This window comes from Variovorax davisae, assembly GCF_030316845.1.
Classification (GTDB): domain Bacteria; phylum Pseudomonadota; class Gammaproteobacteria; order Burkholderiales; family Burkholderiaceae_C; genus Variovorax; species Variovorax davisae.
Genome location: NZ_JASZYS010000006.1, coordinates 360596 through 385774 on the forward strand (window position 1 = coordinate 360596; position 25179 = coordinate 385774).

The following is a 25179-nucleotide window of genomic DNA, read 5'->3' on the forward strand; positions in this document are numbered from 1 at the left end:
GTCTCTGCGTTCTTTGGAGAAGAGTGGAGGGGGCGAAGTGAATGAGCGCTGGCGAGGGGCCTGCCTCGTCCGCCGGGTGCGCTTGCGGAACAGGCCGAATTCTGAAAGGGGGGGTGGTCCGGATGCCCCTCCTTGGCGGAGGGGGGGCAGGGCGGGGAAGGCCCGAGGGCGCTGCGTCGGGCCGATGCCGCCGGATTGCTGTCCAATGCGCTGCAGGTCGTCACTTCACCCATGGAGGTTGCAGCATGAAGCTCGGCAGGATCCTTCTCGGCGCACTCGCAGTCGCCGCCATTGCCGCCACCGCGGGCTGGTTCAGCCTGGACAAGGAAACGCGCGGGCTGATCGCCACGCTGCCGACCAACCGCGACCTGCTGTTCTGGAGCCAGCCGCAGCGCGACGCCGCCTTCCGGGCCCTCGACCGGCTGCCGGTGCTGGCCAAGGCCCGCGTCGTCGCCGCCGGTGGCAAGCCCTCACCCTTGCCGCCGGGCCCGCCGCTGCCCCTGCCGCTGGACGTCGACGCCTACATGGCGCAGCAAAGGAGTGCGGCGCTCCTGATTCTCCACGACGGCAAGCTGCGGCTGGAGCGCTACGGCCTGGGCTTCGACCGCGACGGGCGCTGGACCAGCTTCTCGGTCGCCAAGTCCATCACCTCCACGCTGCTCGGCGCCGCCGTGCGCGACGGCAAGATCCGCAGCCTCGACGACAAGGTCAGCGACTACATCCAGGAGATGAAGGGCTCGGCCTATGACGTGGTCAGCATCCGCCAGCTGCTGACCATGACTTCGGGGGTGCGCTGGAACGAGGACTACGCCGATCCGAACTCTGACGTGGCGCGCTTCAACAACCACCAGCCCGAGGAAGGCGTCGATGCGCTGGTGAGCTACCTGCGCAAGCTGCCGCGGGCCGTGCCGCCCGGCACGCGCTGGAACTACAGCACCGGCGAGACCAACCTGGTGGGCGTGCTGGTCGCGCGGGCCACGGGCAAGCCGCTGGCCAGCTACCTGTCGGAGAAGATCTGGGTGCCGGCCGGCATGGAACAGCAGGCGACCTGGATCCTGAGCCGCACCGGCCAGGAGATCAGCGGCTGCTGCATCCAGGCGGCCACGCGCGACTTCGCCCGCTTCGGGCAGTTCGTGCTCGACGGCGCGCGGGCCGGCGGACAGCCCGTGGTGGCCGACGGCTGGCTGGCCGACGCCACCACGCGCCAGGCCGACATCGGGCAGCCTGGCCGCGGCTACGGCTTCCAGTGGTGGACCTACGACGACGGCAGCTTCGCGGCGCGCGGCATCTTCGGCCAGGGCATCTTCATCGACCCGAAGCGCCGGCTGGTGATCGCCTCCAACGGCGACTGGGCGGGCGGCGCCAACGACCGTGCCGACAGCAAGGCGCGCGAGGACTTCTATCAGGCGGTGCGCAAGGCGATTGACGACGAGGCGGCGAGGAAGCCCGGAGGCTGAGCCTATGTCGGCAGGTACTTCGCGATCTGCCCGAAGGCGTTGGCGACATACGCTTCCTTCTCGCCCACGGGCGCCACGTAGTGCAGCGCCGCCCTGGCGGCCTCGGCCCCCTCGGTGCGGGCGATGAGCCAGGCCGCCAGGTAGGGCGAGGCCAGGCAGCCACCCGCGGTGGCGACGTTGCCTTGGGCGTGGAAGGGCTGGTTCAGGACCTCGACGCCGGCCGCCTGCACCCAGGGCTTGGTCGTCAGGTCGGTGCATGCCGGCACGCTGCCGAGCAGGCCGAGCCGGGCCAGGATCAGGGTGCCGGAACACTGGGCCGCGATCAACTGCCGGCCGGGGTCGAGCGCCAGGCGGCCCATCAGCGCGAGGTCGTCGACCACCTCCCGGGTCCGTATCCCGCTGCCGACGACGACGGCATCCGCGGCCCGCGCATCTTCCAGCGAGGACTGGGCGCGCACGGTGACGCCGTTCATGGACGTGACTTCTGCCGTCGGGCAGCACAGCGTCACGCGCCAATCGGGCTTCTTGATCCGGTTCAAGACGCCCAGGGCAATCAGCGAATCCAGTTCGTTGAAGCCGTCGAAGGTGAGGATGGCGATGTGCATGGTGCCGCCATCGTAGGTGCAGCGATCAATACAATCAAAAAATTGTCATGAATACACCGAGCGATGGCCGAAGCCCGATACAAGCAGCTGGTCGATGAACTCGCGGCCGAGATCCGCAGCGGGCGCCTTGCGCCGGGCACGCGCCTGCCCACCCATCGCCGGCTGGCCGGGCGCCACGGGCTGGCCCTGGTTACGGCGACGCGCGTGTACGCCGAGCTCGAGGCCATGGGCCTGGTCAGCGGCGAGGTCGGCCGCGGCACTTTCGTTCGCGAGGCTGCGCTGCCCTATGGCCAGGGCGTCGACCAGCAGGCCGTGGCAGCGGGCCTGGTCGACCTGAACTTCAACTACCCGTCGCTGCCCGGACAGGCCGAGCTGCTGCGTGCTGCCCTGCGGCAGATCGCCGCCGGCGGCGATCTGGAAGCGATGCTGCGCTATGCGCCCCATGGCGGGCGCATGCACGAACGCGCCTGCGTGGCCCGGCACCTGGCGTCGCGCGGGCTGGCGGCCGAGCCCTCCAGCGTGCTGATCGTCGACGGCGCGCAGCACGGCCTGGCGGTGACGGCGATGGCGCTGCTGCAGCCGGGCGACGTGGTCGCGGTCGATGCCCTGACCTATCCGGGATTCAAGGTCCTGGCCGAGGCCCAGCGGCTGGAGCTGGTGCCCATTCCGGCGGCCGGGCAGGGGCCCGACCTGGATGCGCTGGCGCGGCTGTGCGCGCGGCGCCGGGTCCGGGCCGTCTACACGATGCCGACGCTGCACAACCCGCTGGGCTGGGTGATGAGCGCGACCCGGCGTCGCCGCCTGGCCGCGATCGCCCGCCAGCACGGGCTGCTCGTCATCGAGGATGCGGCCTATGCCTTCCTGGCCGACGACCCGCCGCCGCCGATGGCCATGCTGGCGCCGGCGCACACGGTCTACGTGTCCGGCCTGTCGAAGAGTGTGGCGACCGGGTTGCGCGTGGGCTTCGTCGTCGCCCCAGAGGCCTGGGTGCAGAAGATCGAGCGGGCGATCCGGGCCACCACCTGGTGCGCGCCGGGCGTGACGACCACGATCGCCTGCGGCTGGCTGGAGGACGGCACGGTCGGCCGGCTCGAATCCGAGAAGCGGCAGGACGCCGCGGCGCGGCAGGCGCTGGTCGGCGCCGCGCTCGCCGGCCTGCGCTGCGTGCGCCATCCGGCGTCGTACTTCGCCTGGCTGCCGCTGCCCGAAGAGGCCCGCGCCGACCGGGTCGCGGCGGCCCTGATGCGCGAAGGCGTCTCGGTGTCGACGGCCGAGCCCTTCGCGACCTCGCGCCCTGTGCCGCACGCCCTGCGGCTGGCGCTCGGCTCGGTCGCGCTCGACAGCCTGGAGAGCGCCCTGAGGACCGTGCGGCGGATCGTCGGCGAGCACGCCGGCTGAGCGTCAACCATGAGATTTGCTCGTTAATCCATTGATTTATATCGTTTGACGAATAGTTTGTGGACGGTTGCAATCCCTCTACCGACTTCCAGGAGCTTTCCCATGTGGCGAACCATTTCCCGACGCAATCTCGTCAGCGCGACGGCCACCTTGGCCGTGGCGACCGGCCTGACGCTGGCGGGCCGCGCGAACGCGCAGACCCCATCGGCCGAACTCGACCAGCTGTTGAGCAAGCAGGCGATCACCGAGCTGCTCTACAAGTACCCCCGCGCGCTCGACCGGCTCGACCGCGAGCTGCTGCTGTCGCTGGGACACCCCGATGCCAAGGTCGAGTTCGGCAAGACGGTGTTCCCCAACTGGCTGGCCTACACCGACTGGATGATGAAGGCCCATGCCGCGATGCTGGGCAACAACCACCGCATCACCAACATCCTGATCGAGGTCCACGGCGACAAGGCGGTCAGCGAATCCACCGGCACCGCGACGCTGCTGGTGAAGCAGGACAAGGGCGACGACTACGAAGAGCGCTGGATGCACTCGCGCTACCTGGACACCTGGTCGCGCCGTGGCGGCAAGTGGGCGCTCGATGGCCGCCAGACCGTGATGGACTACCGCCGGGTCAAGCCGGTGCCGGCGGCCGAGGTCAAGGCCCAGTACGAGATGGGCGCCCGCACCGGGCTCGCCGATCCTTCGTACAAGCTGTTCCGCAACGACAAGTAGCCCACCCACCGCGATGATCAATTGTTCGAACGGCACGCCCCGCAGCCTGCTGGGGTCAGGGGGCTGGCGCGCACTCTGCGGGCATCTCGCCTGCAACCCGCGGCGCGGCTTTCTCAAGTCGATGGGTGCCCTCGGCGCGGCCGCCCTGCTTCCCTCCACCGCCGCCCTGGCGCAGGCGCCGGCCGCCGGCAGCGGCAGGATCGATTTCCATCACCACTTCTTCTCGCCGGCCTGGGTCAGGCTGGTCGAATCGAAGAACGCCGCGAAGCCGGTGCTAGGCTTCGAGCAGTTCAAGAGCCACACGATCGCCAAGGACATCGAGGCGATGGACAAGGGCAACGTCGAGAAGGCCTTCCTGTCGGTGACGCAGCCCGGCGTGTGGTTCGGCAATGTCGAGGAAACGCGGGGCGCCGCCCGCGAGCTGAACGAATTCGCCACCCGCCAGAAGTCCGACTACAAGGGCCGCTTCGGCCACTTCGCCGTGCTGCCGCTGCCCGATGTCGACGCCAGCCTGCGCGAGATCGAGTATGCGTTCGACACGCTCAAGGCCGACGGCGTCGGCCTGCTGTCGAGCTACGACGACCAATGGCTGGGCGACAAGGCCTTCGCGCCGGTATGGGCCGAGTTGAACCGCCGCAAGGCCGTGGTCTACATCCACGCGACGGCGCACAATTGCTGCTCCTGGGACTTCCAGCCGGGTGTGCTGCCCACCTTCGTCGAACTGGGCTCGGACCTGGCCCGTGCGATGGTCAGCCTGATCCAGAGCGGGACCGCGAAGGCGACGCCCGACGTGCGCTACATCTGGTCGCACGGCGGCGGCAGCATCTGGGCGCAGCGCTTCCTGGTCGGCGAAACCGCCGAGTCGCTGGCGCGCGAGGCGCCGGCCGATTCCAGGCTGCATCACTTCCGGCGCTTCTTCTACGACACCGCTGCGGCCGCAGACGCGATCCACATGGGCATCCTCAAGCTGATCGTGCCGCCCTCCCAGATCGTGTTCGGCTCGGACTATCCATGGGTCGAGCCGGCGCGCATTGCGGCCGGGCTGCAGGCTTCGGGGCTGAGCGCCCAGCAGCTGCAGGCGATCTACCGCGACAACGCATTCAAGCTGATGCCCGAGCTGCGCCAGCCGACTCTTCAAGCAGACCCCAAGACAACATGAAGCTCCTTCGCGTCCTCGCGACCTCGCTCAGCCTGCTGGCCGGCGTGTCGCAAGCCTTCCCCAGCCACGCCGTGAAGATCGTGGTGCCCTACGCGCCCGGCGGCGGCGTCGACGTCATCGCCCGGGTCCTGGCCGAACGGCTGCAGTCCAAGTGGGGCCAGCCGGTGATCGTCGAGAACAAGACCGGCGCCTCGACCATCATCGGTGCGGTCGCGGTGGCCAAGGCGCCGCCGGACGGCCACACGCTGCTCCTGACCAGCGAGTCGACGATCACCAGCAACCCCTTCCTGTTCGACAAGCTGCCCTACGACCCGAACCGCGACCTGCTGCCGATCACGCAGCTGATCAGCCTGCCGCAGATGGTCGTCGCCCACCCGTCCGTCAATGCGTCGACGATGGGCGAACTGGTCGCGCTGGCCAAGGCCAAGCCGGATGCGCTGAGCTATGCGACCTACGGCTCCGGCAGCCTGCCGCACCTGATGTTCGAAGGACTCAAGGCGCGCAGCGGCGTGCAGATGGTCCAGGTGCCCTACAAGGGCATTTCCCCGGCCGTCGCGGCCGTGCTCGCCGGCGAGGTCCAGCTGACCCTCGCCGGGGTGTCGGCCGCGCAGGTCCACATCCAGGCCGGCAAGCTCAAGCCGCTCGCCATTGCGCGCAAGGAGCGCCTGCCGGCCCTTCCGAATGTGCCGACGCTCGCCGAAGCCGGGCTGTCGAGCGTCGATCCGGGCGAGTCGTGGTTCGGCCTGTTCGCGCCCGGCGGAACTTCGAGCGCCGTGGTGCGGCAGATCTTCAAGGACGTGGCGGAGGTGGGCGCCGACCCCGTGTTCCGCGAGCGCCATGTGCTGTCGCGCGGCTTCGACCCGGTGTTCTCCGCGCCGGAGGCTTTTACCGCCTTCATCCAGTCGGACATGCGGCAGAAGTCGCAGCTGATCCGGATCTCCGGCGCCAAGGCGGAATAGCCCATGACCACCCTTTCGACAGCGCCGGCGACGGCGCAGGGCGCAGCCTTGCCCGAAGAGTTCGTGATCCGCGGCGGCCACGTGCTCACGATGGATGCCGAACTGGGCGATCTGCCCGGCGCCGACGTGCATGTGCGGGACGGCGCGATCGTCGCGGTCGGCAACGACCTGGCCGCGCCGGGCGCCCGGACGATCGACGGGCGCGGCATGATCGTCATGCCCGGCTTCGTCGACACCCACTGGCATCTCTGGAACAGCGCCCTGCGCGCCTGGGTCCGCGGCGACGACCCCGACCACGGCTACTTCCCGGTGACGCTGCGGCTCGGGCCGCTGTTCACGCCCGAGGATTCGTACCGCTCGGTGCGGCTGGGCCTGGCCGAGGGGCTGCTGTCCGGCATCACCACGGTCCACAACTGGTCGCACAACACGCGCAGCCCCGAGCATGCCGACGCCGAGCTGCGGGCGATGCGCGAGATGGGCGTGCGCGGTCGCTTCGCCTACGGCTGGGGGCAGGACCTGCCGCTCGACCGGACCATGGATCTGCAGGACCTGGCCAGGGTGCAGCGCGAGGCCATGCCGGCCGATGGCTTGCTGACGCTCGGCGCGGCGGTCCGCACCCCGATCTCGAACCCCCGCGGCGCCGTCCCGATCGAGGTGGTGAGCGAGGAGTGCGCTGCCATTCGTGGGCTCGGACTGCCGATCACCATGCATGCACGGCCGGGCATCGTGTCGGTGCTCGACCGGCACGGGCTGCTCGGGCCCGACCTGCAGCTGGTGCATCCGCAGGGCCTGAGTCTCGAGGAGTGCCAGCGCCTGGCCGCCCAGCGCACCACCATGACCTGCTCGCCGGTCATCGAGATGCTCTACGCCCAGGCGACACGCGGCGAGATCCAGTTCCAGGAACTGCAGGAAGCCGGCGTGCTGCAGAGCCTGTCGGTCGACAGCTCGGCTGCGTCGGCGAATGCGGATTTCTTCGGCTGCATGCGCGCGCTGCTGTGGTCCCACAAGCAGCGCTTCGGCAGCCGCGTGCCCCTGACGGCGCGCCGCCTGCTCGAGCTGGCGACCCTGGATGGCGCCCGCGACCTGGGCATCGCGGACCGGGTCGGCTCGCTGGTGCCGGGCAAGCGCGCAGACATCCTGCTGGTGCGTGCCGACGATCTGAACATGGGCCCGGTGATCGATCCGGCGTTCGCGCTGGTGTATTCGGCGCAGCCGCGCAACGTCGACACGGTGATCGTCGACGGGCGGGTGCTGGTGCGCCAAGGCGAACTCACGCAGGTGGACGCCGGGCAGGTGGTGCGCGACGCGATGGCGTCGGTGCGCGATCTGGCGTGCCGCGCCGAAGCCCCGGGGGCGGACCGACCGTAGTCAAAGTCGCGCATGGCAATCCCGCCAGCGCCAACATCGAAGGAGTTCTCGAATGAAGTTTCCAGTTCTGATCGCGGCCTGGCTGGCCGCCGGCGCCCTGTCGGGCGCGGCCCATGCGGCCGACTACATGGCGCAGGGGGAGCGGATCAAGGGCCGGTCCTATTCGCCGGCGGTCGTCACCGAGGGCGGCCGCGTCGTCTGGCTGGCCGGGGAGACCACCACGGTCGACCTGAACGGCAAGGACATCAAGGGCGACTTCGAAGCGCAGGCACGCACCATCTTCGCGTTGCTCGACCAGACCCTGCAACGGGCCGGCGGCAGCCTGAAGGACATCGTGACCATGACCGCCTACCTGACCGATGCCCGCAATGGCGCGACCTTCTCGAAGGTGCGCAGCGAGATGTTCCCGGACCGCAAGTTTCCGGCCAGCGCCCAGATCACGGTCTCCAACCTGGCCGTGCCCGGCATGCAGATCGAGATCCAGGCGGTGGCGGTGATCGGCGACAAGTGCGCCAGCCCCAACCCCTGCCTGCCGGCGCCAAAGTAGGCGCGAGCGCGCAACGTCTTCAGTCGGCTGCCGAGACGCCCTGCCCATGCAGCCGCTTGCAGCGCGCGGCCAGGCAGTCGTAGAAGGCGGCCGCCCCCGGCGACAGCGAACGCCCCGCGCGGCCGATGAACTCGATCTCGCGGTGGACGATCGGCTCGTGCAGGACCCGGAAGCGGGTCTTGGTGGTGCGCAGCAGCGAGCCGATGTAGGCCGGGACCACGGCAATGCCCAGCCCGGCGTCCGCCAGGCCCACGGCCGTGCCCAGGTAGCCGACCTCGAAACGCGGCTTGAACGCCACGCCAGCCTCATGAAGGAAGGGATCGATCAATGTCCGGAATCCGCTCGCCTGCGACATCGAGATCATCGGCTGGCCGGCCAGGTCGGCCCAGGTCAGGTTGCGCCTGCGCTTCGCCAGCGGCCAGTCGGCCGGCACCATGACGCCGAGCGAATGCCGCAGCATCGGCAGGCGCTGCAGGTCGGCATCGGCGTTCGGGAAGACGCCGAAGCCCATGTCGACGTCGCCGTTCTGGACCATGCGCACGATCTGGTCGACCGGCAGGTCCGCCAGCCGCACCGAGACCGCCGGATGCAGCGCCTGGAACTCGGCGATGACGCTCGGCAGAAAGGTGCCGGCCAGCAGTGGCGTGGTGGCGATCGTGATGTGGCCGCGGCGCTTCAGCATCAGGTCCTGCGCATCGGAGACGGCCCGCTCGACGTCCGCCAGGATGCGCTCCGCGCTCACCAGGAATTCGTTGCCGGCGTCGGTGATCGAGATGCGCCGGGTGGTGCGGTCGATCAACTGCACGCCGAGCTGGCTCTCCAGGTCGCGCACCAGCAGGCTGGTGGCCGACTGGGTCAGGTGCAGCCTGCGGGCCGCGATGGTGAAGCCGCCCTGGCGCGCGACCTCGGCGAATGCCCGCAACTGGCGCAATGTCACATTCATTGGGAGATCTCATGAGTCTGTCGAACCCATCTGTTTTTAACATGGCCGAGCTTTGCGGCACAAGCCGGCCCGCCGCCAACGGCCAACCGCAGCACTCGCGTGCATCGCTGGCGCGGCGGCTCAGGCTGCACCAGCTCGAAGTGTTCGACCAGGTCGTGGAGGCCGGCTCGATCCTCGCGGCCTCGCGCGAGCTGGCGATGTCGCAGCCGGCGGTCAGCAAGTCGATCCACGACCTCGAGCAGCAGCTCAACGGGATCCTGTTCGTGCGCAGCAAGCGCGGCGTGCTCCTGACCGAGTTCGGCGCCCTGTTCCGCCGCCACGCCAAGGGCCTGCTGGGCGAGCTGCGCTACATGGCGGAAGACCTGAACGCCTGGCAGTTCGGATCGACCGGCCATGTCATCGTGGGCACGCTGATCGCCGCCTCGGCCACGCTGCTGCCCGAGGCCATCACCCGGCTGCGAACGGCGGTGCCCGACGTCACGGTGACGGTGCGCGTCGGTCCCAACCCGACCCTGTTCGCCGCCCTCGAGCGCGGCGAGGTGGATGTCGTGGTCGGCGTCCTTCCGGCCGACAGCGAGGCCCGGCGCGCGTCGCTGCTGCACGTGCCCTTGTACGAAGAGACGCTGTGCGTGGTGGTCGGGGCGAAGAACCCGCTGGCCCACCAGCGCAGCCTCGACCTGTCGGCGCTGCATCCGCTCGAATGGGTGGTGCCGACGCGCGAGTCGGCCGCCTACGAATCGGTGCGGACCTTCTTCGCCAACGACGGTCTGGGGATGCCGCGGCGGCTGGTGGAGTCGGTGTCGATCCTCACCAACCTCAGCCTGGTGTCGGGCGGGTCGATGGTCGCCCTGATGCCGCAGTCGGCGGCGGAGCGCTTTGCCGAAGCCGGCCTGCTCGCGATCCTGCCGCTGGGCGGCCTGAGCTCCTTCAGCGAAGTGGGCTACACGGTGCGCGCGGACCGCCTCGCCAGCGCTGCGACCGAGCGATTCCTGGCCGCGCTGCGCGACACCTCGCTCGAGCGTCGATCTATTCCGCGCAGCTATGCATTCGGCCCAACTGGTCATTAGTCAAGGAGACATCGCCTCCCTAGACTCCGACCCGCTCTGCAACTGCCCGCCTCGCTTCCCATCACCCAACCTTCAAGAGAATCCGTGAACACCTCCCGCCTTCATCCCGCGCTCGTCGGTCTCGCTGCCCTGCTGACGGCCCATGCCGCCTCGGCCCAATCGTCCATGACCCTGTTCGGCATCGTCGATGCGTCGGTGAGCCACTACGAGGCCGGCCCGCGCAGCCAGACCGTGCTTGCGAACTCGGCCCTGAACAACACGCGGCTCGGCTTCCGCGGCACCGAAGACCTCGGCGGCGGGATGTCCGCCAACTTCTGGCTGGAGGGCGCGCTCAATGTCGACGACGGCAATGCGTCGGGCTTCAACTTCGCGCGCCGCTCGACCGTCAGCCTCGCCGGGGTGTGGGGCGAGCTGCGCCTGGGCCGCGACTTCACGCCCACGTTCTGGAACGATGCGGTGTTCGACTTCTTCAACGCCACCGGCGTCGGCACCTCCGTCATCTCGCAGGCGCGCAGCAGCAGCACCTCGCCGGGCCGCATGCCCTTCACCGCGGACTTCGGCGCCAACAACCCGACCTACATCCGCGCCAGCAACAGCGTCGGCTATTTCCTGCCGCCGACGCTCAACGGCTTCTATGGCCAGCTCCAGTACGCCTTCGACGAGCAGGTCTCGCCGGGCAGCAACCAGGGCCGGTACGTGGCGGGACGCGTCGGCTACCTGAAGGGGCCGGTCAACCTGGCGGTCGCGGTCGGCCGCACCACCGGCGCCGACCCCGCGACCGCCGCGGCCCCCGACGTGTCGACCGTCAACGTCGGTGCTTCCTATGACTTCGGGCCCGCCAAGCTGGCGGGCCAGTACTCGCGCGAGAAGTACGAAAAGGCCACCGCCAGCAACACCAGCACCGGCTACATGCTGGGCGTCAGCGTGCCGCTCGGCGTCGGCAGCCTCAATGCGGCGTACTCCTGGGTCGACATCGACCTGCCGGGCACGCCGAGCGCCGACAAGATCGCGCTCGGCTATGTCCACAACCTCTCGAAGCGCACGGCGCTGTATGCGACTGTCGCCCACCTCGGCAACAAGAACCGCTCGCAGCTGACGGTTGCCAACAGCCTGCAGGGCACCGCCAACGCATCGTCGACCGGCTACGACTTCGGGATCCGCCACATCTTCTGACGGCGTCCGGCATCATCGAGAATCGTCTCGATGAAGAAGCCGACCCCGAAGTTCCAGCCGGAAGAACGCCCCAAGCCGCCCGGCACGCCGCACTCGCGGCTGTCGCTGGCGCGCCGGCTGCGCCTGCAGCAGCTGCTGGTCTTCGAGAAGGTGGTCGAGGTCGGCTCGATCCTCGGGGCCTCGCGCGAGCTGGCCCTGACCCAGCCGGCGGTCAGCAAGTCGATCCACGAACTCGAACAGCAGCTCGGCGAAGCCGTCTTCCTGCGCGGCAAGCGCGGCGTCGTGCTCACCGAGTTCGGCCGCCTGCTGGAGCATCGCGCCAAGTCGATGCTGGCCGAGTTGCGCCTGATGGCGGAAGAGCTCAACGACTGGCAGACGGGCAGCGCGGGCCACGTGGTCGTGGGGACCTTGATCGTCGCCTCCGTCACGCTGCTGCCCGAGGCGATCGCGCGGCTGCGCCAGGAAGTCCCCAACGTGGTCGTGACGGTGCGCGTCGGACCCAACTCGACCCTGTTCCCGGCGCTTGCGCGCGGCGAGCTGGACGTGGTGGTGGGCGTGCTGCCCAAGGAGGATGCGATGCGGCACGACGACGGCCTCGACCGTGCGCCGCTGACCCATGTGCCGCTCTACGAGGAGGCGCTGCGGGTCGTGGTCGGCAGCCAGAACCCGCTGGCGCGCAGGCGCAAGATCCGGCTGGCGGAGCTGCACGACCTCGAATGGATCGTGCCGACGCAGGAGTCGGTGGCGCATGCATCGGTGCGGGAGTACTTCCGCAAGGAGGGCCTGGCCATGCCGGCGCGGCGGGTCGAGTCGGTGTCCATCCTGACCAATGCCTGGCTGGTGTCCGACGCTGCGATGGTGGCCTTGATGCCGGCGTCGGTGGCCGAGCGCTTCGCCCGCGCGGGCATGGTGTCGATCCTGCCGATGGAGGGCCTGGGCCCGTTCAGCGACGTCGGCTACACGGTGCGTTCCGACCGCCCGCCGGGCGCCGCGACCCAGCGCTTCCTGGCGGCGCTGCACGACGTCGGGCGCGAACTGCAGCGATAGCGCCAAGTATTCCTGTTGGCTATATTTCCAGCCGAACAAGTCATTATTCAAGAATAGATCGAGTCCCTAGACTCCGGCGCATTCCCTGCTGGAGACCCTTGTGACCGAACCCCATGTCCTGCCGGCTAGCCTGGCCACGCTGCGCAACTACGTCGACGGCGCCTTCGTCGCCACCGGCAGGACCTTCGACAACCTGAGCCCGCTGACCGGGCGGCTGCTGGCCAAGGTGCACGAGGCCGACCCGGCGCTGGTCGACCGCGCGGTGCAGGCGGCGCGACGGGCCCTGGAAGGCCCCTGGGGCCGGACCAGCGTCGACCAGCGCGCCGCGATGCTGCACCGCGTGGCCGACGTGATCGAGCGCCGCTTCGACGAGTTCGTCGCCGCCGAAGTGGCCGACACCGGCCGCCCGGTGCAGCAGGCGCGCACGCTGGACGTCGCCCGCGCCATCGCCAACCTGCGCACCTTCGCCGACCTGGGCCGCGCGGCCCACGGCGAGCACTTCGAGACCCGCACCGCGGCCGGCGACGAGCTCATGAACTACACGCTGCGCAAGCCGCTCGGGGTGGTGGCCAGCATCTCGCCGTGGAACCTGCCGATCCTCTCGATGACCTGGAAGGCCGCGCCGGCGCTGATCTGCGGCAACACGCTGGTGGTCAAGCCGTCGGAGGAGACGCCCTCGTCGGCGACCCTGTTGGCCGAGGCCTTCGACGAGGCCGGCATCCCGCCGGGCGTGTTCAACCTGGTGCACGGCTTCGGTGCCGGCTCGGCGGGCGAGGCGATGACCCGGCATCCGGGGGTCGACGCCATCACCTTCACCGGCGAATCGCGCACCGGCACCGCGGTCATGAAGGCCGCGGCCGAAGACTTGAAGGAGGTTTCGCTCGAGCTCGGCGGCAAGAATGCCGCCATCGTGTTCGCCGACTGCGACTTCGATGCCGCGGTCGAAGGCGTGGTGCGCTCGTCCTTCGCCAATGCCGGCCAGGTCTGCCTGTGCTCCGAGCGGGTCTACGTCGAGCGCCCGATCTTCGAGCGCTTCGTCGCCGCCATGAAGGCCCGCACCGAGGCGCTGAAGATCGGCTGGCCCGGCGAGCCGGGCGTCGACATGGGCTCGCTGATCTCGCGCAAGCACCGCGAGAAAGTGCTGGCCTACTGCCGGTTGGCGCTCGCAGAGGGCGCCACCCTGGTCACCGGCGGCGCGGTGCCGCAATTCGGCGACGCGCGCGACGACGGCGCCTTCATGCAGCCGACGATCTGGACCGGCCTGCCGGACAGCGCGCGCTGCGTGCGCGAGGAGGTCTTCGGTCCGGTCTGCCACATCGCGCCCTTCGACACCGAGGACGAGGTGCTGCGGCGCGCCAACGACACCGACTACGGCCTGGCCGGCGTGGTCTGGACCCGCGACCTGGCGCGCGCGCACCGGGTGGCGCGGCGCTTCGACACCGGCATCGTCTGGGTCAACACCTGGTATCTGCGCGACCTGCGCACGCCCTTCGGCGGCACCGGGCGTTCGGGCCTGGGCCGCGAGGGCGGGCGCTGGTCGCTCGACTTCTATTCCACCACCAGCAACATCTGCGTCAAGCTATGAAGGATTTCCCCATCGACCCGCATCTCGCCGCCCTTGCCGACGAACTGTGGCAGGCCGAGCAACGCGGCGAGCCTATTGCGCCGTTGCGCGAGCGCATCGCGCAGCTGGCCGCGGGCACTGACCTGCTCCAGGCTGCCTATTCGATCCAGCAGCTCAACATCCAGCGCCGCATCGATGCCGGCGCGCGGCGGGTCGGGCGCAAGATCGGCCTCACCTCGGTGGCCGTGCAGCGCCAGCTCGGCGTCGATGCGCCCGACTTCGGCGCGTTGCTGGCCGACATGGCGGTGGGCGACGGCGAGGAGATCGCGCCGTCCCGGCTGATGCAGCCGAAGGCCGAGGCCGAGATCGCGCTGGTGCTCGAGCGCGACCTGCCGCACGAGAAGCACACGGTGGCCGACCTGATCGGCGCCACCGCCTACGCGCTGCCGGCGATCGAGGTGGTCGGCAGCCGGATCGCCAACTGGGACATCCGGCTGGTCGACACCGTGGCCGACAACGCGTCTTCGGGGCTGTTCGTGCTGGGCACGCGGCCGGTGCGCCTGTCGCGCCTCGACCTGGCGGGCTGCGGCATGTCGATGGAGCGCGCCGGCGACCCGGTGTCGGTCGGCGTCGGCGCGGCCTGCCTGGGCAACCCGCTGAACGCGGCCGTCTGGCTGGCCGACACGCTGGCCCGGCTCGGCACGCCGCTGCGCGCCGGCGACGTCCTGATGACCGGGGCCCTGGGGCCGATGGTCCCGGTGCGCCCCGGCGACGTCTTCACGGCGCGCATCGAAGGCCTGGGCGCGGTCAGCGCCGTCTTCGGCCGCTGATTTCCATTCGACGAGATTCCATGAACGACAACTCACGCATCCCGGTCGCCATCATCGGCTCCGGCAACATCGGCACCGATCTCATGATCAAGGTGCTGCGCAATGCCCGCCACCTAAGGATGGCGGCCATGGTCGGCATCGACCCGCAGTCCGACGGCCTGGCACGCGCCGCGCGCATGGGCGTGGCGACCACCGCCGAGGGCATCGACGGCCTGCTCGGGCTGCCGGGCTTCGCCGCGATCGGCATCGCCTTCGACGCCACCAGCGCCGGCGCCCATGCCCGCCACAACGCGGCGCTGCAGGCGCACGGCGTGCAGGTGATCGACCTGACGCCGGCCGCCATCGGGCCCTACGTGGTGCCGGTGGTGAACCTCGACGCCCACCTGGACGCGCCGAACCTCAACATGGTGACCTGCGGCGGGCAGGCCACGATCCCGATCGTGCGTGCCGTGTCGCGCGTGGCAAAGGTGGGTTATGCCGAGATCGTGGCCTCGATCGCCAGCAAGTCGGCCGGCCCGGGCACGCGCGCCAACATCGACGAATTCACCGAAACCACCTCGCGCGCCATCGTCGAGGTCGGCGGGGCGGCGCACGGCAAGGCGATCATCGTGCTGAATCCGGCCGAGCCGCCGCTGATGATGCGCGACACGGTCTACTGCCTGGTCGGGCTCGACGCCGACTGCGCCGCCATCGACGCCTCGGTGCGCCGCATGGTGGCCGAGGTCGCGGCCTACGTGCCAGGCTACCGGCTCAAGCAGCACGTGCAGTTCGAGCGCATCGACGGCGAGCGCCGCATCCAGGTGCCGGGGCTCGGCGCGGTGCAGGGGCTCAAGGTCACGGTGCTGCTCGAGGTCGAGGGCGCCGCCCACTACCTGCCGGCGTACTCCGGCAATCTCGACATCATGACCAGCGCCGCGCTGGCCACCGCCGAGCGCATGGCCGCGCGCCGGCTGGCCACGGCCTGAGGATCCCCATGAATCACACGGAAAAGAAGATCTACGTCTCGGACGTCACGCTGCGCGACGGCATGCATGCCATCCGCCACCAGTATTCGCTGGCCGACGTCGAGCGCATCGCGCGCGCCCTCGACCTGGCGCGGGTCGACAGCATCGAAGTCGCGCACGGCGACGGGCTGCGCGGCGCCAGCTTCAACTACGGCGTCGGCGCCCACAGCGACATCGAATGGATCGCGGCGGTGGCCGGCGTGGTGCGCCACGCCAAGGTGGCGACGCTGCTGCTGCCCGGCATCGGCACGCTGCACGACTTGCGCGCCGCCTACGATGCCGGCGCCCGCGTGGTGCGGGTCGCGACCCACTGCACCGAGGCCGACATCTCGAAGCAGCACATCGAATACGCGCGCGAACTCGGGATGGACACGGTCGGCTTCCTGATGATGAGCCACATGAACAGCCCCGAGGGGCTGGCCCGGCAGGCCCAGCTGATGGAGAGCTACGGCGCCCAGTGCGTCTACGTGGTCGACTCCGGGGGCGCGATGAACATGGACGACGTGGCGGCGCGCTTCCAGGCCTTCAAGGCGGTGCTCCGGCCCGAAACGCAGACCGGCATCCATGCCCATCACAACCTGAGCCTGGGCGTGGCCAACAGCATGGTGGCGCTGCAGCATGGCTGCGACCGCGTCGACGCCAGCCTGACCGGCATGGGCGCGGGTGCGGGCAATGCGCCGCTCGAAGTCTTCATCGCTGCGGTCGACCGCATGGGCCTGAACCATGGCTGCGACGTACGCCAGCTCATCGATGCGGCCGAGGACATCGTGCGCCCGCTGCAGACGCGCCCGGTGCGGGTCGACCGCGAAACCCTGGCGCTGGGCTATGCCGGCGTGTACTCGAGCTTCCTGCTGCACAGCGAGGCGGCGGCCGCGCGCTACGGCCTCGCGGCCTTCGACATCCTGGTCGAACTCGGGCGCCGCCGCATGGTCGGCGGCCAGGAGGACATGATCGTCGACGTGGCGCTGGACCTGCTCGACAGGAAGAGCCCCGAAAAGGAGGCCGCATGAACATGCAGGACACATGGAACGAGGCCGCGGTGCGGCTCGACGACGCCGCCCGCGAGCGGCGCGGCATCGCGCAGTTCGAGCCGGGCGCCTTCGACCTGGCGCGGGCCTACGAGATCCAGCGCGCCGCGATCGAGCGCCGCATCGGCCGCGGCGAGCGGCATGTGGGCATCAAGCTCGGCTTCACCAGCCGGGCGAAGATGATCCAGATGGGCGTCGACAGCCTGATCTGGGGGCTGCTCACCGACGCGATGATCGAGGAAGAGGGCGGCTTGGTCGACCTCGCCCGCTACATCCATCCGCGGGTCGAGCCCGAGGTCTGCTTCCTGACCCGCAAGACCATCGACGGCCCCTTGACCGCGCTCGAGGCGGCCGACCGCATCGAGGCCGTGGCGCCGGCGATGGAGATCATCGATTCGCGCTATCTGGACTTCAAGTTCAGCCTCGAGGACGTGGTGGCCGACAACTGCTCGTCGGCCGGGCTGGTGGTCGGCGCCTGGTCGCGCGATTTCGACGGCCTGGCCAACGCCGGCGTACGGCTGCAGTTCGACGGCCGCGACGTGCAGGTGGGTTCGACCGCGGCCATCCTCGGCCATCCGCTGCGCTCGATCGTGCAGGCCTCGCGGCTGCTGCAGGGCGCGGGCATGAGCCTGCCGCCGGGCTCGCTGATCATGGCCGGCGCAGCCACCGCTGCCGAGGCCTTGCGGCCCGGCGTCCACGTGCAGTGCCAGATCGGCAGCGGCGCCGGCGCGCTGGGCCGCGTCGCCTTCCTGGCCACGGGAGCCGGCGCATGACGGCGACGCAGCCTCCTGTGGCCGGCGTCGTCGCCGGCAAGGCCACGCCGCGCGGGCGCTTCCCGCACATCCGGCGCGCCGGCGACTTCCTGTTCGTCTCGGGCACCAGTTCGCGCCGGGCCGACAACAGCTTCGCGGGGGTCGAGGTCGATCCGCTCGGCGTCACCCGGCTCGACATCGCGGCGCAGACGCGGGCGGTGATCGAGAACATCCGCGACATCCTGCGCAGCGCCGGTGCGGACCTGTGCGACCTGGTGCAGGCGCAGGCCTTCCTGGTCAACATGAACGACTTCGGCGGCTACAACGCGGTCTGGGCCGAGTACTTCGACTACGACGGGCCGACCCGCACCACGGTGGCGGTGCACCAGCTGCCCCATCCCCACCTGCTGATCGAGATCAACGCCGTGGCCCATGCGCCGCAGCCACGTTCCTCCTGAATTCGAAAGAACGCCATGCTCAAGTACGGACGCCCCCTCAATTTTCAGCGCTGGCTGGACGACAACGCGCATCTGCTGAAGCCGCCGGTCGGCAACCAGCAGATCTGGAAGGACGGTGACTTCATCGTCACGGTGGTCGGCGGCCCCAACGGCCGCAGCGACTTCCATGACGACCCGGTCGAGGAGTTCTTCCACCAGTTCAAGGGCAATGCCTACCTGCTCCTGTGGGACCGCGGCCGCTACGAGCGGGTCGACCTGAAGGAGGGCGACATCTTCCTGATGCCGCCCCACACCCTGCATTCGCCGCAGCGGCCCGAGGCCGGCAGCCTGTGCCTGGTGATCGAACGCCAGCGGCCGGCCGGCGAGCGCGATGCCTTCCAGTGGAGCTGCGCCCATTGCGGCGGCGTGATCCAGCGCCACGAGGTGCAGCTGCAGAGCATCGTCGACGACCTGCCGCCGCTCTACGAGCGCTTCTACGCCAGCAGCGCGGACGAGCGCCGCTGCCCGGACTGCGGCGAGGTCCATCCGGGTCGCGACCACCAGGCCTGGCACCGCGGGCTGGCACTGGCGGAGCCGCGCGCATGATCGACATGCATTCGCACTTCCTGCCGATGATCTCGCGCGAGGAAGCTTTCTCCGTCGACGCCGCGCGCGCACCCTGGCTGGCGGTCGAGCCGGGCGCTTCGCAGGGCCAGATCATGGTGGGCGACCGTCCCTTCCGGCCGGTCTACCAGGCCCTGTGGGACCCGGCCTTCCGCGTCGCCGAGCTCGACCAGCAGGGGGTGGCCATGCAGATCGTCTGCGCCACGCCGATCATGTTCGGCTACGGCTGGGAGCCGGCCCGGGCGGCCGACTGGGCCGCGCGCATGAACGACCACGCGCTGGCCTTCTGCCGTGCCCATCCGCAGCGCCTGAAGGCGCTGGCGCAGGTGCCGCTGCAGGATCTCGAACTGGCCTGCGCCGAAGCCACGCGCGCCAAGGCGGCGGGCTGCATCGGCGTGCAGATCGGCAACCACCTGGGCGACAAGGATCTCGACCACGAGCAGCTGGTCGACTTCTTGATCCACTGCGCCGAACAGGCGATCCCGGTGCTGGTCCACCCCTGGGACATGATGGGCGGCAACCGCATGCAGAAGTGGATGCTGCCCTGGCTGGTGGCGATGCCGGCCGAGACCCAGCTGGGCATGCTGTCGCTGATCCTGTCGGGGGCGATGGAACGCATCCCCGCGTCGCTGAAGATCTGCTTCGCCCACGGCGGCGGCGCCTTCGCCTTCCTGCTCGGACGGGTCGACAACGCCTGGAAGCACCGCGACATCGTGCGCCAGGACTGCCCGCGCCTGCCGTCCGAGTATGCCCGCCGCTTCCATGTCGACTGCGCGGTGTTCGACCCCGGCGCGCTGAGGCTGCTGGTCGACGTGATGGGCGACGACCGCGTGATGCTCGGCTCCGACTATCCGTTCCCGCTCGGCGAGCAGCGCATCGGCGCGCTGGTGCGCGAGGCGGCGTTCCTCGATGCGGCGCAGCAGCGACGCATCCTGCAGGGCAATGCCGCGTCCTTCTTCGGCCTGCCGGCAGCCACTCCACTTCTCCAGGAGAGCACTCCATGATCCATCGCATTCGCCCGCTCCTCGTCGCCTGCGCCTTCGGCCTCGCGGCAGTGGCTGCCTCGGCCCAGGTCAAGATCGGCTTCATCGGCACCCTGTCCGGTTCGGCGGCGGCGCTCGGGCAGGACCAGTACGACGGCTTCATGCTGGCGGTGGCGCAGCGCGGCGGCAAGCTCGGCGGCGTGCCGGTGACCGTCCTCAAGGAGGACGACCAGCTCAAGCCCGACCTCGCCGTGCAGGTGGTGCAGAAGCTGATCCAGAAGGACAAGGTCGACCTGGTCACCGGCGTGACCTTCTCCAACGTGATGATGGCGCTGGCCAAGCCGCTGGCCGAATCGGGCCTGCTGTTCGTCGGCTCGAACGCCGGGCCGGCGCCGCTGGCCGGCAAGCAGTGCCACCCCAACTTCTTCTTCACCTCGTTCCAGAACGACAACCAGGCCGAGGTGCTGGGCAAGTACGCGGCCGACAAGGGCTACCGCAAGATGCTGCTGCTGGCGCCCAACTACCAGTCCGGCAAGGACCAGGTGCTGGGCTTCAAGCGCTACTACAAGGGCGCCGTGGCCGGCGAGATCTACACCCAGCTCAACCAGCCGGACTACTCGGCCGAGCTGGCGCAGATCCAGGCCGCGGCACCCGATGCGATCTTCGCCTTCTTCCCCGGCGGCATGGGCGTGAACTTCATCAAGCAGATGAACCAGTCGGGCCTGCTTCACAAGGTGCCGCTGCTGACCGTCAGCACGGTCGACGGCACCACGCTGCCGGCCATCAAGGACGCGGCGCTCGACGTGCTGGCCGGCGCGGCCTGGGGCCCGGACCTCCCGAACCCGGCCAACGCCGCCTTCGTCGCTGCCTTCGAGAAGAAGCACGGCCGCATCCCGTCGCAGTACGCCGCGCAGGGCTTCGATGCGGCGCTGGCGATCGACAGCGCGCTGGCCAGGACCCAGGGCGCGGTCGCCAACCGCGATGCCCTGCGCGCGGCGCTGGCGGCCGCCGACTTCGCCTCGGTGCGCAGCGGCTTCAAGTTCGCGGCCAACGGCTTTCCGGTCCAGGACCAGCATGTGTTCGTGGTCGCCAAGGACGCGCAGGGCCGGGTCTCGCTCAAGAAGATCGCGACGCCGCTGCCGGGCCTGGTCGACGCCTACGCGGCCGAGTGCCCGGCGAAATGAGTCCCGAGTTCCTTCTGACCCAGCTGCTGAACGGCGTCCAGTACGGCGTGCTCCTGTTCCTGATGGCCGCGGGGCTGACGCTGGTGTTCGGCATCATGAACTTCATCAACCTGGCGCACGGTTCGCTCTACATGATGGGCGCCTACTTCGCGGCGCTCGCCTACGGCAAGACCGAGTCCTTCCTGCTCGCGATCGTGGCCGGCGCGGCCGGCCTGTTCGTGCTGGCCGTGCTGCTCGACCGGATCGCGTTCTCGGCCCTGCATCGGCGCGACCACCTCGACCAGGTGCTGGCCACCTTCGGGCTGGTGCTGTTCGCCAACGAGGCGGTGCGCTTCTTCTGGGGCAGCGCACCGCTGTTCATGGACGTGCCGGGCTGGCTCTCGCAGCCGGTGCAGCTGCTGGGCTTCAACTACCCGGCCTACCGCGGCGCGATCATCGTCGTCGGACTGGGGGTGGCCTTCGGCCTGCACCTGCTGATCGACCGCACCCGCATCGGCATGCTGATCCGCGCCGGCGCCAGCAACCGGCAGATGGTGTCGGCGCTCGGCGTCAACATCGCCTGGCTCACCACCTTCATCTTCGCGCTCGGCGCTGCGCTGGCCGGGCTGGCCGGCGCGATGGTCGGCCCGATCCTCTCGATCCAGCCCGGCATGGGCGAGCCGATCCTGATCCTGACGCTGGTGGTGATCGTCATCGGCGGCATCGGCTCGGTCCGCGGCGCGCTGTTCGGCGCCCTGATCGTCGGCATCGTCGACACCCTGGGCCGCGGCGTGCTGCCGGGGCTGCTGTTCAAGCTGTTCGACCCGGCCATCGCGGCCGCTGCCGGTCCGGCGCTGGCCTCGGTCGGCGTCTACCTGCTGATGGCCGCGGTGCTTGCGCTCAAGCCCGAAGGCCTTTTCCCGACGCGCCATTCATGACCACCCTGTCTCCCTCTTCCCGTGCCCGCCGCCCGGCCGGCGCCGGACGCCGCCCCCGCCTGGCCAGCGGTGCGATCGCGCTGCTCGCGCTGGTGCTGCTGGCCGTGCCAGCCTATGCGGCGGTGGCCGGCGACGCCTACGCGCTGACGCTGGCCTCGCGCATCCTGGTGTTCGCGCTCGCCGCCGCGGGCCTCAACATCGCGCTCGGCCACGGCGGCATGGTCAGCATGGGCCACGCGATGTACATGGGCCTGGGCGCCTATGCCGTGGTGCTGATGCAGGGCTTCGGCATCGCGTCGGGTTGGCTGCAGCTGCTGGCACTCGGCGCCGTCGTGGCCGTCGTCGCGCTGGCGGTCGGCTGGGTGGCGCTGCGCACCCGCGGCATCGCCTTCATCATGATCACGCTGGCCTTCGCGCAGCTGTTCTTCTTCCTGTTCGTGAGCCTCAAGGCCTATGGCGGCGACGAAGGCATGACCTTGCAGCAGCCGAGCGCCTTCGGCGTGCTGACCGGCCATGCGAGCGCCCTCTACTACGCGCTGCTGGCCTGCGTCGGCGCCGTGGCCTATGGCAGCTGGCGCATGATCGGCTCGCGCTTCGGGCTGGTGCTGCGGGCCTCGCGCATCAACGAGCGGCGGGTCCAGGCCGTCGGCACCTCGGTCCTGCCGTACCGGCTCACGGCCTACGTGCTGTCGGCGCTGGTCTGCGCGCTGGCCGGCTTCTTCCTGGTCAACCTGACCGGCTTCGTGTCGCCCGCCTACCTGGCCTGGACCGTGTCGGGCGAGCTGATCGTGATGGTGGTGCTCGGCGGCGCCGGCACCATCGCCGGTCCGCTGGTCGGCGCCGCCGCCCTGCTGCTGGTCGAGGAAGGACTCAAGTCCTGGACCGAGTACTGGATGATGGTGCTCGGCCCGCTGATCGTGCTGATGGTGCTGGCACTGCGGCGCGGCCTCTGGGGCCTGCTGGCATCGGCCAACGACACCGATGCGGAGGCCCGGCCATGAAGCCGCTGCTGTCGGTGCAGGGCCTGGTGAAGCGCTATGGCGCGCTGCTGGTGACCGATGCGGTCGACCTGGACATCCGGGCCGGCGAAGTGCATGCCGTGATCGGTCCCAACGGGGCCGGCAAGACCACGCTGATCAACCAGATCGCAGGCGAGGTGCGCAGCGACGCCGGCCGGATCTGGCTCGACGGCCAGGATGTGACGCCGTGGTCGGTGGCGGCGCGGGCCCAGGCCGGCCTGGGGCGCTCCTACCAGATCACTTCGGTGATCGCGGAATTCAGCGTGCTCGAAAACGTGCTGCTGGCGGTGCAGGCGGTGCGCGGCCACAACTTCCGTTTCTGGCAGCCGGTGACGCGGACGGCCGGGCTGGTCGAGGCGGCCGATCGCTATTTGTCGCTGGTGGGCCTGTCGGGCGTGCGGCGGCGCACGGCGGGGCTGCTGTCCTACGGCCAGCAGCGGCAGCTCGAACTCGCGATGACGCTCGCGATCGAGCCCGAGGTGCTGCTGCTCGACGAGCCGATGGCCGGCCTGGGGCCGACCGAGACGCAGCAGATGGTCGAGGTGCTGCAGGGCCTGCGGGCGCGCTACGCGATGCTGCTGGTCGAGCACGACATGCAGGCCGTGTTCGCCTTGGCCGACCGCATGAGCGTGCTGGTCTACGGCAAGGTGGTGTTCTGCGGCAGCCCGGCCGAGGTGCGCGAGAGCGCGATCGTGCGCGAGGCCTACCTGGGCGACGAGGAGATCCCGGCATGAGCGAAGCCAGCGCCATCATCCAGCAGGCCGCGAGCCGGCCGCTGCTCGAACTCGACGCCGTCGACGCCGGCTACGGGGCCAGTCAGGTGCTGTTCGGCATGTCGATCGCGGTCCGGGCGGGCGCCTGCGCCACGCTGCTCGGCCGCAACGGCATGGGCAAGTCGACCACCATCAAGAGCCTCATGGGCCTGATCAAGCCGAGGCGCGGCGTGGTGCGGTGGAAGGGCGACCCGGTGCAGGGCCGGCCGCCGCATGCGATCGCGCGCGCCGGGATCGGCCTGGTGCCCGAAGGCCGGCAGGTGTTCCCGAATCTCACGGTGCGCGAGAACCTGGTCGCGACCGCGATCCGGCGGCCGTCGTCGGCGGCGCCGTGGACGCTGGCGCGCGTGCATGCCCTGTTCCCGCGGCTGGCCGAGCGCGGCGCGAACTTCGGCAACCAGCTGTCCGGCGGCGAGCAGCAGATGCTGGCCATCGGGCGTGCGCTGATGACCAACCCCGAGCTGCTGGTCCTCGACGAGGCGACCGAGGGCCTGTCGCCCTTGATCCGGCAAGAGATCTGGACCGCCCTGGCGGCGATCAAGGCCGAGGGCACCGCGATCCTGATCGTCGACAAGAACCTGGGGCCGCTGCTCGGGCTGGCGGACCATCACCACATCGTCGAGAAAGGCCGGGTCGTGTGGCAGGGCGACTCGCAGGCGCTGCGCGGGGACCGTGCGGCCTGGACGAGGTTCCTCGGCGCCTAGACGTCACTCGCCACTTTGCGCAGGCATTCGATGAACAGTCGTGCCACGGGCGTCAAGGCCCGCGCGTCGGGCACCAGCAGGGTGATCCGCAGCATGGCGATCGGGCCCGGCAACGGCAGCTGTACCAGCCCGAGCGTGCTCCATCCCCCACCCAGGGGATCGTCGACCATGAACGCCAGCGCATCGGTGCGGTGGAGCAGAGTCATCGCCAACTGCGACGTCTGGCAGGCGATCACGTCGGTGGGCGGCGGCAGGCCTTGGGCCTCGAAGAGGCGGCGCAGCAAGACCGGCCCGTAGCTGGGTACCAGCCATGTGCACTGCTGCAGCAGCCGCAACGAGCGCGTATCGGCCTGGGGATGGCTGGCGCGCGCCCGCACCACCAGCGGTTGCTCGAGCAGGAGCTCACGTTCGAAACCATCGTTCGCGTCATCCAGCTCGCTGATCAATGCAAAGTCGCAGTCGACACCCAGCCAGCGCTCGTCGGTGCTGGGCAGGCTCAGTTCCCGGAGTTCGAGCACGACGCCGGGCCGGCGCAGGCGGAATTCGACCAGGGCCTCCGGCAGCAGCTGGGAGGCCGCCCCGCTGAAAGCCACGCAGAGCCGCCCGCCGACCCCGTCGCGCAGTTGTGCGATCTCTTCCTTGGTGCGCCGGACCTCGTTGAACAGCAGGTGGGTACGGCGCAGCAGGGCGGTGCCGATCGCGGTCGGCACCACGCCCTTGACGCTGCGCGCGAACAACGGCGAGCCCAGGCTGCGCTCGAGTTCACGCACGGCATGCGTGACCGCAGGCTGGGTGAGGTGCACCTGGCGAGAGGCCGAGCGGATGCTGCCGGACTCCGCCACCGCACGAAAGATCTGCAGTTGACGCAAGGTCAGGTGCGGGCTGCCGAGATGAGAAGGGTCCGTCAATTCAATTGA

At 69.9% G+C, this 25179-nt stretch carries 26 protein-coding genes; 23 read left to right on the forward strand and 3 right to left on the reverse strand.

All coding sequences use genetic code 11. The features are described from left to right. The first annotated feature begins 245 nt into the window (after positions 1–245). Positions 246–1457, forward strand: a complete 1212-nt coding sequence (locus tag QTI33_RS16625) for a serine hydrolase domain-containing protein (RefSeq protein WP_286507210.1) — start codon at positions 246–248, stop codon at positions 1455–1457. 2 nt (positions 1458–1459) lie between these two features. Here QTI33_RS16625 and QTI33_RS16630 read toward each other — a convergent pair whose 3' ends face one another. Beyond that, complete coding sequence (locus tag QTI33_RS16630) at positions 1460–2062, reverse strand: DJ-1/PfpI family protein (protein ID WP_286507211.1); 603 nt, start codon at positions 2060–2062, stop codon at positions 1460–1462. Positions 2063–2125: 63 nt separating this feature from the next. Between QTI33_RS16630 and QTI33_RS16635 the strand changes: the two genes are divergently transcribed. From QTI33_RS16635 to QTI33_RS16660, 6 genes are all read left to right on the forward strand, one after another. Further along, on the forward strand, positions 2126–3460 hold the full coding sequence (locus QTI33_RS16635) for an aminotransferase-like domain-containing protein (RefSeq protein WP_286507212.1): 1335 nt from the start codon (positions 2126–2128) through the stop codon (positions 3458–3460). Between the two features lie 102 nt (positions 3461–3562). Continuing rightward, on the forward strand, positions 3563–4180 hold the full coding sequence (locus QTI33_RS16640) for a nuclear transport factor 2 family protein (RefSeq protein WP_286507213.1): 618 nt from the start codon (positions 3563–3565) through the stop codon (positions 4178–4180). Between the two features lie 13 nt (positions 4181–4193). After that, positions 4194–5339 (forward strand): amidohydrolase family protein, encoded by a 1146-nt coding sequence (locus tag QTI33_RS16645; protein WP_286507215.1) that lies wholly within the window; start codon positions 4194–4196, stop codon positions 5337–5339. Next, the gene (locus QTI33_RS16650) at positions 5336–6298 is read left to right on the forward strand and encodes a Bug family tripartite tricarboxylate transporter substrate binding protein (RefSeq protein ID WP_286507216.1); all 963 of its coding nucleotides are present in this window, start codon (positions 5336–5338) and stop codon (positions 6296–6298) included. The genes QTI33_RS16645 and QTI33_RS16650 overlap by 4 nt, the downstream gene beginning before the upstream one ends. A gap of 3 nt (positions 6299–6301) precedes the next feature. Beyond that, a complete protein-coding gene (locus QTI33_RS16655) occupies positions 6302–7666 on the forward strand; it encodes an amidohydrolase family protein (protein WP_286507218.1) in 1365 nt (454 codons plus the stop codon). A gap of 52 nt (positions 7667–7718) precedes the next feature. Further along, a complete protein-coding gene (locus QTI33_RS16660; RefSeq protein ID WP_286507219.1) occupies positions 7719–8213 on the forward strand; it encodes a RidA family protein in 495 nt (164 codons plus the stop codon). Between the two features lie 19 nt (positions 8214–8232). On the opposite strand, the gene QTI33_RS16665 is transcribed toward QTI33_RS16660, so the two are convergent. Continuing rightward, complete coding sequence (locus QTI33_RS16665) at positions 8233–9156, reverse strand: LysR family transcriptional regulator (protein WP_286507220.1); 924 nt, start codon at positions 9154–9156, stop codon at positions 8233–8235. A 41-nt stretch (positions 9157–9197) separates the two neighbouring features. Between QTI33_RS16665 and QTI33_RS16670 the strand changes: the two genes are divergently transcribed. The 16 genes from QTI33_RS16670 to QTI33_RS16745 all read left to right on the forward strand — a co-directional run bounded on the left by QTI33_RS16670 (position 9198) and on the right by QTI33_RS16745 (position 24262). Beyond that, complete coding sequence (locus QTI33_RS16670) at positions 9198–10223, forward strand: LysR family transcriptional regulator (protein ID WP_286507221.1); 1026 nt, start codon at positions 9198–9200, stop codon at positions 10221–10223. A gap of 84 nt (positions 10224–10307) precedes the next feature. Further along, positions 10308–11396: a porin gene (locus QTI33_RS16675; RefSeq protein WP_286507222.1), complete on the forward strand. Its 1089-nt coding sequence runs from the start codon at positions 10308–10310 to the stop codon at positions 11394–11396. A gap of 30 nt (positions 11397–11426) precedes the next feature. Beyond that, complete coding sequence (locus QTI33_RS16680; protein ID WP_286507223.1) at positions 11427–12443, forward strand: LysR substrate-binding domain-containing protein; 1017 nt, start codon at positions 11427–11429, stop codon at positions 12441–12443. 100 nt (positions 12444–12543) lie between these two features. Continuing rightward, complete coding sequence (locus QTI33_RS16685) at positions 12544–14028, forward strand: 2-hydroxymuconic semialdehyde dehydrogenase (protein ID WP_286507224.1); 1485 nt, start codon at positions 12544–12546, stop codon at positions 14026–14028. Further along, complete coding sequence (locus tag QTI33_RS16690) at positions 14025–14837, forward strand: 2-keto-4-pentenoate hydratase (protein ID WP_286507225.1); 813 nt, start codon at positions 14025–14027, stop codon at positions 14835–14837. Before QTI33_RS16685 ends, QTI33_RS16690 begins: the two co-directional genes overlap by 4 nt. A 20-nt stretch (positions 14838–14857) precedes the next feature. Next, positions 14858–15802, forward strand: coding sequence for an acetaldehyde dehydrogenase (acetylating) (locus QTI33_RS16695; RefSeq protein WP_286507226.1), 945 nt, complete (start codon positions 14858–14860; stop codon positions 15800–15802). 8 nt (positions 15803–15810) lie between these two features. Further along, positions 15811–16851: a 4-hydroxy-2-oxovalerate aldolase gene (dmpG, locus tag QTI33_RS16700; protein WP_286507227.1), complete on the forward strand. Its 1041-nt coding sequence runs from the start codon at positions 15811–15813 to the stop codon at positions 16849–16851. Further along, positions 16848–17642, forward strand: a complete 795-nt coding sequence (locus QTI33_RS16705) for a 2-keto-4-pentenoate hydratase (RefSeq protein WP_444814849.1) — start codon at positions 16848–16850, stop codon at positions 17640–17642. The genes dmpG and QTI33_RS16705 overlap by 4 nt, the downstream gene beginning before the upstream one ends. Next, complete coding sequence (locus QTI33_RS16710; RefSeq protein ID WP_286507228.1) at positions 17639–18079, forward strand: RidA family protein; 441 nt, start codon at positions 17639–17641, stop codon at positions 18077–18079. The genes QTI33_RS16705 and QTI33_RS16710 overlap by 4 nt, the downstream gene beginning before the upstream one ends. A 15-nt stretch (positions 18080–18094) precedes the next feature. Beyond that, on the forward strand, positions 18095–18664 hold the full coding sequence (locus QTI33_RS16715; protein ID WP_286507229.1) for a 3-hydroxyanthranilate 3,4-dioxygenase: 570 nt from the start codon (positions 18095–18097) through the stop codon (positions 18662–18664). Next, entirely contained in the window at positions 18661–19686 is a 1026-nt protein-coding gene (locus tag QTI33_RS16720; protein WP_286507230.1) for an amidohydrolase family protein, read from the forward strand. Before QTI33_RS16715 ends, QTI33_RS16720 begins: the two co-directional genes overlap by 4 nt. Continuing rightward, positions 19683–20849 carry an ABC transporter substrate-binding protein gene (locus QTI33_RS16725; RefSeq protein WP_286507231.1) on the forward strand — a complete coding sequence of 389 codons (1167 nt, stop codon included), beginning with the start codon at positions 19683–19685 and terminating at the stop codon, positions 20847–20849. Before QTI33_RS16720 ends, QTI33_RS16725 begins: the two co-directional genes overlap by 4 nt. Then, on the forward strand, positions 20846–21766 hold the full coding sequence (locus QTI33_RS16730) for a branched-chain amino acid ABC transporter permease (protein WP_286507233.1): 921 nt from the start codon (positions 20846–20848) through the stop codon (positions 21764–21766). Before QTI33_RS16725 ends, QTI33_RS16730 begins: the two co-directional genes overlap by 4 nt. Continuing rightward, positions 21763–22767: a branched-chain amino acid ABC transporter permease gene (locus QTI33_RS16735; protein WP_286507235.1), complete on the forward strand. Its 1005-nt coding sequence runs from the start codon at positions 21763–21765 to the stop codon at positions 22765–22767. Before QTI33_RS16730 ends, QTI33_RS16735 begins: the two co-directional genes overlap by 4 nt. Beyond that, positions 22764–23519 (forward strand): ABC transporter ATP-binding protein, encoded by a 756-nt coding sequence (locus QTI33_RS16740; protein ID WP_286507236.1) that lies wholly within the window; start codon positions 22764–22766, stop codon positions 23517–23519. Before QTI33_RS16735 ends, QTI33_RS16740 begins: the two co-directional genes overlap by 4 nt. Then, the gene (locus QTI33_RS16745) at positions 23516–24262 is read left to right on the forward strand and encodes an ABC transporter ATP-binding protein (protein ID WP_286507238.1); all 747 of its coding nucleotides are present in this window, start codon (positions 23516–23518) and stop codon (positions 24260–24262) included. Before QTI33_RS16740 ends, QTI33_RS16745 begins: the two co-directional genes overlap by 4 nt. On the opposite strand, the gene QTI33_RS16750 is transcribed toward QTI33_RS16745, so the two are convergent. After that, positions 24259–25170 carry a LysR family transcriptional regulator gene (locus QTI33_RS16750; RefSeq protein WP_286507239.1) on the reverse strand — a complete coding sequence of 304 codons (912 nt, stop codon included), beginning with the start codon at positions 25168–25170 and terminating at the stop codon, positions 24259–24261. The genes QTI33_RS16745 and QTI33_RS16750 overlap by 4 nt on opposite strands. Positions 25171–25179 lie beyond the last annotated feature (9 nt).